Below are 12183 nucleotides of genomic sequence, written 5' to 3'. Positions count from 1 at the left end.
CTCGGACCTTAAATGTTACAGATTTTTGAACAGTTATAATATAACCCGATTCCTTTATATTTTCAACACTTTTTATAATAATTATCAAAAAAACTTAATAGTAAACTGATGACATTTTCATAGAAAAATGGTAATACATTTAACTTGTCTAATAGATAAGAATGTGTTTATATTGTTTAGTAATTAAGAAACTGACTTGGGGTGGAACGTTATGGACGGACAAATGAGTACACAATGGCCAATCGTTAAATACGAAAACGGCCGACTCAACCATACAGAAGACGAAATCGTTAGTGAATATCCGTTGACGATTTATGTTAATAATGAAGAATTTGCAACGATGGTATGTAGCCCCGCTCATTTTGATGAAATGGTAATAGGATTTCTAGCCTCTGAAGGTTTAATTCGTACAAAAGACGATGTAAAAAATATGAACATCGATGTAAGTAAAGGCTTTGCTTACGTTGATTTGCATGCAAATCAAATAACAAGTCAACAATATTATTCAAAGCGGTTTATCGGCTCGTGCTGTGGAAAGAGTAGACAGTTTTATTTTCATAATGATGTTAGAACAGCGAAAACTTCGACGTCTACTACTACAATTACAGGTAAACAATGCTTAAATCTGATGAGAAAAATGCAACAGAACAGTGTTGTCTTCCAATCAACAGGCGGTGTTCATAACGCTGCTATTTGTGATCCTAATGACATTATTGTCGATCGGTCAGATATCGGACGTCATAATGCACTCGATAAACTTTTTGGGCACTGTTTAATAAATCGAATTCCAGTGCGGGATAAAATCCTTGTTTTTAGTGGGAGAATTTCTTCAGAAGTATTAACAAAAGCCGCAAAGATTGGTGTCGGTATAATCCTTTCAAAATCTGCTCCAACTGATTTAGCAATTAAACTTGCACAAGATTTAAATATAACAGCCGTTGGTTTTATCCGTGGCAATTCTTTTAACGTCTACTCACACCATCATCGGATCGTTGAAGAAGCGTAAGAAAGGGTGCAAATTGTTTTCCTTTTCAGGATTACGTATAATAGGTCAAGCGACTTTATGCTAATACGTTAGAAGCAGACATCTCTGACAACCTATACTATATTATATAAAATTTAGCTACTCAACGTATAAACTTATCTTATGTACTTGGCTCAAATAAGACATTTTATTTATTAAAAGTAGAGTTAATCTATTTTATTACTTTCATTTATTTGTAGAGGAGGCTGCTATCGTGAGTAAAAGCCAAAGTGTCTATGACCAATTAAAACGGCCATTGCGAGATTTACGGATTTCAGTGACAGATAAATGTAACTTTCGCTGTACGTATTGCATGCCTGCCGAACTGTTTGGACCCGACTATCCATTTTTAGAACGGCATGAAATTTTATCTTTTGAGGAAATTGAACGGTTAACTAGACTATTCGTGATCTCTCTTGGCGTAAAGAAAATTAGGATCACTGGTGGAGAACCTTTAATGCGCAAAGACCTTCCTCAACTTATTGAAAAAATTAATACAATTGATGGCGTCGATGACATTGCAATGACAACGAACGGTGTACTGCTACCCAAATATGCAGAAGCTTTAAAAAAGGCTGGATTAGCGAGAGTTTCTATTAGTTTAGACTCGTTAAACGACGAATTATTCGGTAAAATTAATGGTCGAGGTGTTTCAGTGAAAGCTGTCCTTGATGGAATTGAATCTGCAAAAGAAGCAGGACTAAAGGTTAAAGTTAATATGGTCGTTAAGCGTGGTATGAACGAAAAAGAAGTTGTTCCCATGGCTAAATTTTTCCGGGAACAAGGCCACATTCTAAGGTTTATTGAATTCATGGATGTCGGCAACACAAATGAGTGGCGTCTTGATGACGTCTATTCAAAAAAACAAATTATTGAAGATATTAATGAAGTAATGCCACTTGAACCAATGGAGCCTAACTATGTCGGCGAAGTAGCAACCCGGTATCGCTATGTTGGTTCAACAGATGAGATTGGCGTTATTTCATCGGTCACAGATGCATTTTGTAAAAGCTGTAACCGCGCTCGCATATCAGCAGAAGGAAAGCTTTACACATGCCTGTTTTCTTCGAGTGGCCACGACTTAAGGGATATTGTTCGGTCTCCATTCTCTGACGAAGAAGTGTTGAAACACATAAAAGAAATTTGGCAAGGTCGCAAAGACCAATATTCCGTTGACCGTAGCCAACTAAAACACAAGCGAAAAAAAATCGAAATGTCCCACATCGGTGGTTAATAAGTGGTGTCAGGCACTACTATTACTGTAAAGTACTAAAGGTGCCTGGCACCATCCTAAAGAAGGAGTGAATATTATGAGTTCATGCAAATTGGATCATCCATTGGAGGATGTGCAAAAGAAATTAGCAGATCAAAAAGCATTTTTACCTACTGAGCTTAGCGAGGCTACTGAACAATTTTTAGCTAAACCTCTTACTCAAGCTCAACTCAATGAATTATTTCACTTATTAAAGAAATACGATCTTGCATCAAAAGAGGAACAACAGGAACGAAATGAAAAGTTAAATATGCTTATTCAGCAATAACGAACAACGTAAAAAGAGGTTGATCTATTTATTAGGTCAACCTCTTTTTAGAGCTTCTATGTGTATCATGGATTTTTTAAGCTTCTTGCTTTCTCTTTCCGTTTAAAGAAACAAGCCCATACAATATTAGTAATTGTTCTTTTTTCGATAAGCGTCTCCATTCTCGTACTTTAAATAACACTACTCTTACCTCCCATTCCTAATTCACTATTGATTTATTTATAGGTGGATCTAGGAAGTTATCGTCTTTACTGTTTTATAACGTAATATAACATTACCCTGCTTTCGTATAAATCAAACTACTTTTTATTAGAAAATGAAAAAATAGTTCCCCACAAGCCTTTTAGAACTAAAAGTTTTATAAATAAGGCCAAAATTTATACCAAATTAATCAAGTAGTATCACAAAAAAGAACCACATACATGAAACTCATCCCGTTCCCTTAGAATTTTTTATGAATTTAAGCGTTTTTGCAATGTATCTCTCCAGCTTTCGGAAAGCTCTTCCACCGCTAGAATTGCCATTATTCCTTCAAGATTATCCTTTTCTTTAAACATTATTGTATTTGCAAACTCAATACTAACTTGATTTGGATGCCGTTCTATTAATTCTATCGTATCATCTTCTTCAACAAAGCCTTCTTCTAACACACGAAAATAGTATCCAGTAAACCCCGTATCTTGTACTCGAACAACTAGATCATCTACCTCATTTCTCTTCGCCAATTTGAAGCAAGGTTGACGCGGTTGACTGACTTGAACAACAACATCTCCAACCTTATACGTATCCCCAATACATACATCTTTTTCTAACATTCCACTGACAGTTAAATTCTCCCCAAATGCACCATTAGTCAACTCTCGATTAAGACTTTCCTGCCAGTATTCATAATGCTCATAAGGATAGACACAAACGGCCTTATCTTTTCCACCATGATTTTTCAGATCGGCTTGTCCATCGCCTTCGACATTTAGTTTTCCAATAAATACAGAACCTTGAACTTTGGTTTTATAAATCCCCGTCAATAGATCTTTACCGTTATGACTAACAGTCTTAGGCTTTCCTACTTGAATGGACATGCAACTCATCGACATATTGTAACACTCCTATTTGCTTTTTTTCATTATTTTACCATATCTAGACTACCCTATGTAATTCGTACTACTTCTACTGGAACAGCACGGCTCTTCCCCAAAATCAAATCCATACATATACACTCTAAACTAAAACTAGGGTATACGCTGCGCATCAAAACGCTACTACACAACACTCTTTCATACCCTGATAATAAGTTACACAGTCAAAGATCACTTATCTTTTTCTTTTATTCTTTCATGAATGCTTTCAAGTTCCTTCAACGATAGTTCACTAAGAGAATTCTTGATGTCTTCCTCAATAACTTTTCTGTTACTTTCACGATATTGTTCCCACCAGTCTTTTAAACCTTCTGTATGATTAAACAAGTATTCTATATCAATTTCCTCAACTTCATCATCTGACAGATAGTTCAATACTGCCGCTAACAAGCGAGTAAGATTATCAACTTCATCTATCTTCTCATCTTCATTTGAAACTACTTCTTCTGTATCCTCTTCAAGAGGTTTAGTTTTACGTGGCATTTTATCCTCCTACTGTATTAAACATACAGTTTTTGTATTTTAGTATTACCTTTCAAGTTAATGACATATACAATTTAAAGGACACATCACGAATACACGCTGAAAAATTATCAAAAAAAAAACCTTAATATTTAAAAAATTGAAGCTTTATATCCAACCGCTGGATATTTCATCTACTTTACAAAAGAGCAATCCTACGTTAAGATAACAATTAATTAAATCAAGAGGTTTTCTAGGGTTCCGCAGCTACTACTGGTCTGGTCCAAGAGAAAACGCACAGCTTAGCTGTGTTCACGGAGGGACAAAAGCCCGGGAGGATATTAATTGTTAATATCTTCTCGGGCTTTTTACTTTGAAAGCTTATTAGATTAGAGGTGTCTATTTGTATGCAAAAAGTTTGGTGGAGTGTTTTTATTGCAGCAGGATTTGAGGTATTATGGGTAATCGGTTTAAAACATTCCTATAATGTATGGACGTGGATTGGCACTGCTATCGCTGTCTTTGTTAGCTTCTACTTAATGATTATGGCTGGGAAAAAACTTCCCGTAGGAACAGTATATGCGGTTTTCGTCGGCTTAGGGACGGTTGGGACCATAATTGCTGACATTCTCATTTTCAATGAACCAGTTCATACTATAAAAATTTTACTGATTTCACTTTTGCTGTTCGGTGTTATTGGACTTAAAGTTGTAACTCCAGAAGTTGCTGTTGATAAAGGGGACGAAGCATAATGGCCTGGATTTACCTTTTCATAGCTGGAATTTCTGAAATGGTTGGTGTCGTAATGATTTACAAATTGCATAAAGACCGTAATTGGCAATCCTTGGTATATCTATTTAGTGCATTTGGAGGAAGCTTTTTATTTTTAGCACTAGCTATGCAAACATTACCAATGTCTACAGCCTATGCTATTTGGACTGGAATTGGTGCAGCTGGAGGAGCCATCCTTGCGATTGTATTTTACGGGGAACCTAAAAATTTCTATCGTGTTCTTTTCATTTTCATCATTATTGGTGCAACGATAGGATTAAAGTTAGTATCTCCAGTGTAATTCCCAGTACGTTATTGCATGTATTTCAACTTCTAGGAACAAAATAAGTTTTATTCGATATTCATTTATCTTATATTACTTTCACTTTCTTGGAGGTGCGTATGTGGAAAGAGATAAAAATTGAAAGCTGGCATGAGTTTAATGATGTAATTTCTCACTTACATTATAATGAGTGGATTTTTCGAGGCCAAAGAAATTCAGTTTGGGATTTACAGTCTTCCTTGTACCGAGAAATTCAGAAAGTGATTGAACAGCCAACGAACGAAAATTGCGTCACTATCGAAAATAAAATGGTTAACGAATTTTACTCCTCTGCTCATTTGTATTCTTCCCTAGAATTTCAGGTGCCTAGTAAAGAAAATGAGAAAGAATGGGTTAATTTTCGGCTTGAGCCGTTGTCTGTAATGCAAGATTACGGGACACCTACACGACTATTGGATTGGACACGATCTCCATACATTGCAGCTTTTTTTGCCTTAGATGGCGCAGAGGATAACTTTAGTATTTATGCATTAAATGTAAAGGAACTTGAAGAATTCGATAACGATCGTTATGGGGATAAATACGATCATTACAAAAGAGCGATATTTTCTCCCGAAACCATATCAGAATTATTCATTTTTCGTTACGATCCATACCAAAAAAATGAACGACTTCGAATTCAACAAGGACTGTTTCTCGTTCCAAGCGTTATAAATAAAACGATGGACGATATTTTAAAAGTTTATAACATTAAAAACAATAAACTTAACGGAAAAGACGTGACGTATAAACTCATCTTCAATAAAAAAAATCTACAAGATTATTGGTACAAACTAGCTCAAATGAATATTACCCACGAAACCATTTACCCTGGCCTCGAAGGCTTCTGCCGCTCACTTAAGCTCCACATCCTGCTATAACGGTGCCAGGCACCTTTAACACAACAAAGCATTAAAGGTGCCTGGCACCTCACACCGCGCCGCACTGCACACCATATACCGCATGCACCACACTTCTTACTTCTCACTTCTTACTTACATAACGGTTTCCATTTATGTAGAAACGCCAAGGATAATGCTTTGCTTCACCGCTATTGTCTATTCCCACTCTTGGTCCAGCGCTGATTTGTTCTATTGGAATTTCTTTGCCTTCCGCTATAAATAAAGGAGGCTTAAAAAACGGTCGTCCATAGTCCTCCTTCACAATTCCGAGTGCTTTCGTTAATTTTCCTGGTCCATTCGTTAAATCGTACTCTTTTTTTACCTTTCCACGCCTTTTATACATGAGCTCTATCCCAGTGTGTGGCTCTAGGGCTCGGATTAAAACTGCTTCGGGATGTTCTACCTCACCACTTACTATATTGACTAGACAATGAGTATGCATAACATATGTATACACATAGCCAGATGGACCAAACATAACCTCTGTTCGCTTCGTGCGACGGTTATTAAAACTATGTGCTGCTTGATCACCTGGGCCAATATATGCTTCAGTTTCAACGATCCAGCCTGTGGCGACCCCTTTCTCTGTTTCTTTCACTAGTAATTTTCCTAGTAATTTCCTCGATAAATCAAGAGTCTTTTGCTGAAAAAAAGAGGCTTGTACTGGTACAAACATAATAATTCACCTCGCTACAATTAAACGTTAATCCCTCTTTTCTGACCCATCCTCTCTTTTTTCACTATACATATACATCACATTCTAGCAAATTCTAACTCGATTTATTCTAACCTAAGACAAATCCGCAAAATTAGACGTTAACAGACAATCGCAGTCAAAGGGAAAGCGCAATAAAGGTTGAAATTAATAAAGGACACAAGAAATGACAGAAGGGAAGACTAAAAAATGAGAACAAAACGTCGAAACGAATGGAAAACACATTGGAAAAAGTACAAGCACCTTTATAAAGGGAACCGAATTGAAAGGCGAAATAAATGGAGAATAAAATGGGAGGTTAAATATAAAGGAGTAAGTTAACTTTTAAATCCCCACTTAACTTTTTTCATAGATAAGTGGGGACTTTTAGAAAAGAGTTTTTCGAGGAGACTAAACCTGCACTATTCCCACTTCATGGGAGTTTGATTTAAATATTTAATTCCTTTTACTAAGCCATGCTTAGTAAAGAAGCCCAAAGCACCGTCCTTACCTTCGTCTACCAAAAACCAAGTTCATCCTTCTCTTGGTTTTTAACACTAACACTTCTACCACCCCTTAATCAATCTAACGCAGCAGGTTCTGCTTTCCTATTAAGATTACTTTCTTCCGTACGCTTCCAGACAACTACTAAAAGAACTCCGACCATACCAATTACCCCTCCGAAATAAAAACCCGCAGCAAGGTCATAGGCTGAATTCAAAATACCAGCTACTAAAGGTCCTACAAACATGCCTACTGCATAAACTGCTTGATAGAACCCCATTGCCGTAGCCCTTTTCTCGTCCGCCACGGATTCAATAGACATCCCTAGAAGTAATGGCAGCACTAGACCTAATGCGAAACCATTAACAGCTTGTGTCAGGAGTAACAAACCGAATGAAGTAATAAAAGGTATTGTCCCTGTCATTAAAGCGCTTACTAAAAAACCAAGAAATAATGTTGCCCAATTTCCTATTCGTGGGATTAACCATTTCCCAACAATAATAGCAGCAAGCGCATGTGGAACGACAAAAATAATTACCAAATAACTTAAACCAACTGTTGAAGCACCCAGCTCAAGCGCATAATTTGGAGAAAATCCAAAGATCGTAATAAAGATTATACTATAGGCTAGAACCGATAGGAATGTCACCTTAATTAATACAGGTTCCTTAATAATCGCAACTAATTCTATAATCTTTATAGGCTCTCTCGAAACATTTTCTTTTTCTTCCTTTAACCAAAAACATAATACCAATCCAACAATTCCTGCTATTCCACCAATCCAAAAAGGCACCATCCAACCAAATTTATCAACAACTATCCCACTAAAAACCATACTGACCAACTGGCCAAGAACCATTGTCACACTAATCCAACCCATTGCTTTCGTAATTTCTTCCCTAGAGAAGTAGCTTGCATACAATACCGTAAAAGCAACCCAGGTGGAAGCACTCACTCCAGCTAAAGCTCGAAAAAGCAACGTCCATCCTAAATGGTCTGTGAGTATAAACCCAAAGCAACTCATACTCCCTATTGCAATTCCTAAAATTATAAATGGCCTTCGACGTTTTATGACATCAGAATATATTCCTAGTGGAAGACGGATGAGCATTTGTAACAAGCCGTAACTTCCTACTACAATACCAATAAACATGTATGTAGCCCCTAAAAAATCTAGGTAAGCCGTTAATATAGGAACATAACTATAAATCGTAAACCAATACATAACGGTTACTAGGATAAAGATAATATGATCTACTTTAGTGACATTCATATGTTTTCACCTCTCATGAAATTCACCTCATATATATCTAGTAGAATTAAGATACAAGATAGTAGCCTACACTGCTATTTATTTTAAGGTTATTATAGTATGCTGCTCCTATAGATACCTCCGCTAATCTGAACCACTCATTTAATTTCAATTATTAGCTCTTCTTTTTATATAAATATATTGAAATAATTAAAAAGGATGTTTCTTTATTATTTTATGTTACTTTATTGAAAATTATTAAAGTACTACTATGGGGGAGTGAAAACTTTTTAATACTATTACTTTTATACTAATATTAAAAAGTTAGATTGCATGCCTCGAAGTGCTAAGGAAACTGGTATCGTAAACTATATATTATCACCTACTGAAATGGCTAAATTTATTTCAAAATATAGTACTTATAAAAAAATTGAATTGGCAGAAGATGAATTAGTAAAAATCTATAAGCTCGTAAAAGATAAGTGTAATATAGACTTTTCCCTTTATAAGCAAAATAGTGTTTTACGGCGCATTGACAGACGAATAAATCTATTCAACTCAAGCTGCCAAACACATAATTTTAAACAGATACATGAACTCGAAAAAAAATATCCTAATTATGAACTAGCTTCAATAAAACCAATAGTTAAACGATTTAAGGTGGTAGCTACATAATGGACTTAACTGTTAAAGAAAAAATCGTAAATGAAATAGTAAAAAAGTTTTATGAAAAGTACCCAACGTTAGTTGACAAATTCGGAGAAAATGGAAGGAAACGTACGCGAGAAGATAACTTCTATCACCTTCAATATTTAGATACTGCGTGGAAATTAAAAAATAAAAAAGTTTTTATTGATTATTCACTCTGGTTAAATGAAGTTCTTACATCGAGGAATGTCAGCACTACATTAGTATTAGAGAACTTTCAATGGTTAAAGGAAGAATTGCATGGTTTAATAGATCCAGACGTTGAAACATTCTATACCGAAGTATTAGATGAAGCCATTGATGTTTTAGAAGCAAAATCAAGCGAATAATTCATTAGAAGAAAAGATGCTTAGCAATCAATACTGCTTTAAGCATCTTTTTTGTTATAGTTAATTCGTTAGTCTGTTATTCATTAAGTAACCGAAAGTAAATAAAGTTCAATCATTTGGTAAAAATACACCTAAAAAACGACAAAATCATTTCTTATGTAACAATTATATTACATTCTAGCAAAATTCATTGTTATTAGACATGAAACATATTAAAATTTGGGAGACTAGTATTTAGCATAATCTTTCCAATGCAGGAAAGGTAAACATAAAAGGAGAGTAATAGAATGAAGAGGAAGTTAACACATGTAGTTATTGCAACAGCATTAGCTGCAACCCTTCTAAATGCGGCACCAACAACATCCTACGCTAATCCTCCTACAGAATATCCCGCGCAAATAGAAGAGCTTGAAGCAAAAATACTTACGTTTGACAACAAGATTATTGAAGCTATAGTAAAAATTGAAGAATTAACAAACCAAATTAATAGTGCACAACAAAAAATCGAAGAAAATCAACAACAGATTAATGAAGCACAAGAAAAGTTTGATAGTTTAAAAGATATTTATTTTGATAGACTTCGTGCGATCCAACAAAATGGACAAAGCCCTATGCTAACCTATATCGATGTAATTCTATCATCAAAAGGTTTTGGGGATCTACTTGAAAGAGTAACACTAATCTCGCAAGTAATAGAACAAGATCAAAGATTACTAGAAAACTTACAAAGTGCTGAAAATGATCTTATGAATTTACAAGATTCCCTTGTTCAGAAACAAGAACAGCTAGAAAAAGATAAAGAAACAGTTAAAAAGAAACAAGAGGGAATGGAAAAAGATAAAGCTACTGTTATGACAGAGCTAAAGCGTGTTAAAGAACTGCAACGACAAGAGGAAATTCGCTTAGCTGAAGAGGCAGCAAGGAGAGCTGAAGAAGAGGCTCGTTTAGCCGAGGAAGCTGCCAGAGAACAAGCTGCTCTAGCCTCCCGAGCACAAGAGCAGGAGGCAAATCAAGTTGAGCAAGTTAGTCAAAGAAATCAATCTATTCAAAGTCAACCAGCAGTAACAAACACAAACACGAATACTGAACAAGCGCCAGCTCCTACTAATACAACTACGAAGACTACAAACAATACATCTTCTACTAATACAGTTAGTTCGGTTAATTCGGATAAAGCTACTGCGGTTATTAATTATAGTAAGCAATTCTTAGGTACCCCATATGTATGGGGTGGCACAACACCTAGCGGATTTGATTGCTCTGGCTTCACTTCTTATGTATTCCGCTCAGTTGGTGTTAACTTGCCAAGAACCTCTAGACAACAAGCTACAGTTGGAGTGGCCGTATCACCTAGTCAGGTACAACCAGGAGACTTAATCTTTAGAGGGAACCCTATCCATCATGTTGGGATCTACATTGGCAATGGACAGTATATCCACTCTCCTCAAACTGGAGATGTCGTTAAGATTTCTTCTTATGATCCTTCAAAACATACACAAGCACGTCGAGTCTTAAATTAATTAAACAAAGGGTAGCTCTTATTTAAGAGTTACCCTCTTTTATTGTTTACTGCTGCTGTTGATTTTGTTGTTGCGCTTGTTGATTTTGTTGTTGCGCTTGTTGGATTTGTTGTGCTGCCTGTTGCAATTGTTGCTGGGCCTGCTGGTACTGTTGCTGTTGAGCTGGTTGCGCTCCACTTTGAGCTTGTTGGATTTGTTGCTGCGCTAGTAATAATTGTTGCTGGGCCTGTTGAAGTACTTGAGGATTAGCCTGCTGAGTTGCTTGCTGAACAGCTTGTTGAGCTTGCTGGATAGCTTGCTGTGCTTGTTGTGCCGCTTGTTGATTCTGTTGGTTTTGTTGCATTGAATGATTCTCCTTTTTAATTATATAGTATTGGCTACTTGAATATCATTCCCTAATTCTAGAAGCTTGCATACCGGTTATTTTATTAATAATCTAAATATAAAAAAGCTAAATCAGACAACATAGTCCAATTCAGCAGTTAGTACTAGGATATAAACTTTGTAAGTAAAAGTTAAAAACTAGTATCATTATATTTTATATTGAAATAGTCCCCTATTGCTCTCCTCTTGTTGTGCTATTTCTCAACTACATCATAAACAGCATCCATTAGTTTTAGTTCGTACAGTGTATTAAATAACATTGCCTTTCTTTTCGAACTTTAGATATTTATGATGAGTATCAAAAACAAAAAAAAGAACAACAGATGTTGATCTTCGCTTTTTATAATATGTATGGTGCGGGTGAAGGGACTCGAACCCCCACGTCAAAGACACTAGATCCTAAGTCTAGCGCGTCTGCCAATTCCGCCACACCCGCATTATTATTAATGGTGAGCCATGAAGGATTCGAACCTTCGACCCTCTGATTAAAAGTCAGATGCTCTACCAACTGAGCTAATGGCTCATAAAATTTTATAGTCTTTATTTTATGAATAAAACTGGTGCCGGCGAGAGGACTTGAACCCCCAACCTACTGATTACAAGTCAGTTGCTCTACCAATTGAGCTACACCGGC

At 36.0% G+C, this 12183-nt stretch carries 14 protein-coding genes, 3 tRNA genes and 1 riboswitch; of the genes, 9 read left to right on the top strand and 8 right to left on the bottom strand.

What is annotated here, in order from left to right; genetic code table 11:
- Positions 1 to 211 precede the first annotated feature (211 nt).
- From fdhD to GKP30_RS20275, 3 genes are all read left to right on the top strand, one after another.
- Positions 212 to 1006 (top strand): formate dehydrogenase accessory sulfurtransferase FdhD, encoded by a 795-nt coding sequence (gene fdhD / locus GKP30_RS20285; RefSeq protein WP_216831291.1) that lies wholly within the window; start codon positions 212 to 214, stop codon positions 1004 to 1006.
- Positions 1007 to 1235: 229 nt separating this feature from the next.
- Positions 1236 to 2258 (top strand): GTP 3',8-cyclase MoaA, encoded by a 1023-nt coding sequence (moaA, locus tag GKP30_RS20280; RefSeq protein WP_216831326.1) that lies wholly within the window; start codon positions 1236 to 1238, stop codon positions 2256 to 2258.
- A 76-nt stretch (positions 2259 to 2334) separates the two neighbouring features.
- Positions 2335 to 2565, top strand: coding sequence for a group-specific protein (locus GKP30_RS20275; protein ID WP_216831290.1), 231 nt, complete (start codon positions 2335 to 2337; stop codon positions 2563 to 2565).
- A 452-nt stretch (positions 2566 to 3017) separates the two neighbouring features.
- Here the strand turns inward: GKP30_RS20275 and GKP30_RS20270 are convergent, their stop codons facing one another.
- Positions 3018 to 3659 carry an MOSC domain-containing protein gene (locus GKP30_RS20270; protein WP_216831289.1) on the bottom strand — a complete coding sequence of 214 codons (642 nt, stop codon included), beginning with the start codon at positions 3657 to 3659 and terminating at the stop codon, positions 3018 to 3020.
- A 213-nt stretch (positions 3660 to 3872) separates the two neighbouring features.
- Positions 3873 to 4184: a hypothetical protein gene (locus GKP30_RS20265; protein ID WP_216831288.1), complete on the bottom strand. Its 312-nt coding sequence runs from the start codon at positions 4182 to 4184 to the stop codon at positions 3873 to 3875.
- A 221-nt stretch (positions 4185 to 4405) separates the two neighbouring features.
- Positions 4406 to 4502: riboswitch (guanidine-I (ykkC/yxkD leader) on the top strand.
- Between the two features lie 68 nt (positions 4503 to 4570).
- On the opposite strand from GKP30_RS20265, the gene GKP30_RS20260 reads away from it, so the two are divergent.
- The 3 genes from GKP30_RS20260 (at position 4571) to GKP30_RS20250 (ending at position 6137) form a co-directional block, all read left to right on the top strand.
- Entirely contained in the window at positions 4571 to 4915 is a 345-nt protein-coding gene (locus GKP30_RS20260) for a DMT family transporter (protein WP_216831287.1), read from the top strand.
- Positions 4915 to 5235, top strand: a complete 321-nt coding sequence (locus GKP30_RS20255) for a DMT family transporter (RefSeq protein WP_216831286.1) — start codon at positions 4915 to 4917, stop codon at positions 5233 to 5235. Before GKP30_RS20260 ends, GKP30_RS20255 begins: the two co-directional genes overlap by 1 nt.
- Before the next feature lie 101 nt (positions 5236 to 5336).
- Positions 5337 to 6137: an FRG domain-containing protein gene (locus tag GKP30_RS20250; protein WP_216831285.1), complete on the top strand. Its 801-nt coding sequence runs from the start codon at positions 5337 to 5339 to the stop codon at positions 6135 to 6137.
- A 103-nt stretch (positions 6138 to 6240) separates the two neighbouring features.
- Here the strand turns inward: GKP30_RS20250 and GKP30_RS20245 are convergent, their stop codons facing one another.
- Together GKP30_RS20245 and GKP30_RS20240 are read right to left on the bottom strand one after the other, a co-directional pair.
- On the bottom strand, positions 6241 to 6834 hold the full coding sequence (locus tag GKP30_RS20245; protein WP_216831284.1) for a DNA-3-methyladenine glycosylase: 594 nt from the start codon (positions 6832 to 6834) through the stop codon (positions 6241 to 6243).
- A 598-nt stretch (positions 6835 to 7432) separates the two neighbouring features.
- Positions 7433 to 8629, bottom strand: coding sequence for an MFS transporter (locus tag GKP30_RS20240; protein WP_216831283.1), 1197 nt, complete (start codon positions 8627 to 8629; stop codon positions 7433 to 7435).
- Between the two features lie 312 nt (positions 8630 to 8941).
- On the opposite strand from GKP30_RS20240, the gene GKP30_RS24060 reads away from it, so the two are divergent.
- The 3 genes from GKP30_RS24060 to GKP30_RS20225 all read left to right on the top strand — a co-directional run bounded on the left by GKP30_RS24060 (position 8942) and on the right by GKP30_RS20225 (position 11165).
- Positions 8942 to 9283, top strand: coding sequence for a hypothetical protein (locus GKP30_RS24060; RefSeq protein WP_216831282.1), 342 nt, complete (start codon positions 8942 to 8944; stop codon positions 9281 to 9283).
- A complete protein-coding gene (locus GKP30_RS20230) occupies positions 9283 to 9645 on the top strand; it encodes a globin family protein (RefSeq protein WP_216831281.1) in 363 nt (120 codons plus the stop codon). Before GKP30_RS24060 ends, GKP30_RS20230 begins: the two co-directional genes overlap by 1 nt.
- A gap of 287 nt (positions 9646 to 9932) precedes the next feature.
- The gene (locus GKP30_RS20225) at positions 9933 to 11165 is read left to right on the top strand and encodes a C40 family peptidase (RefSeq protein WP_216831280.1); all 1233 of its coding nucleotides are present in this window, start codon (positions 9933 to 9935) and stop codon (positions 11163 to 11165) included.
- Positions 11166 to 11211: 46 nt separating this feature from the next.
- Here GKP30_RS20225 and GKP30_RS20220 read toward each other — a convergent pair whose 3' ends face one another.
- From GKP30_RS20220 to GKP30_RS20205, 4 genes are all read right to left on the bottom strand, one after another.
- Positions 11212 to 11508 (bottom strand): hypothetical protein, encoded by a 297-nt coding sequence (locus GKP30_RS20220; protein ID WP_216831279.1) that lies wholly within the window; start codon positions 11506 to 11508, stop codon positions 11212 to 11214.
- A gap of 393 nt (positions 11509 to 11901) precedes the next feature.
- Positions 11902 to 11985 (bottom strand) — tRNA-Leu (locus tag GKP30_RS20215).
- A gap of 11 nt (positions 11986 to 11996) precedes the next feature.
- Positions 11997 to 12072, bottom strand: a tRNA-Lys gene (locus GKP30_RS20210).
- 35 nt (positions 12073 to 12107) lie between these two features.
- A tRNA-Thr gene (locus GKP30_RS20205) sits at positions 12108 to 12183 on the bottom strand.

This window comes from Alkalihalobacterium elongatum (genome assembly GCF_019024285.1).
Taxonomy (GTDB): domain Bacteria; phylum Bacillota; class Bacilli; order Bacillales; family Bacillaceae_F; genus Alkalihalobacterium; species Alkalihalobacterium elongatum.
This window is presented reverse-complemented; position numbering and strand designations above follow the sequence as displayed.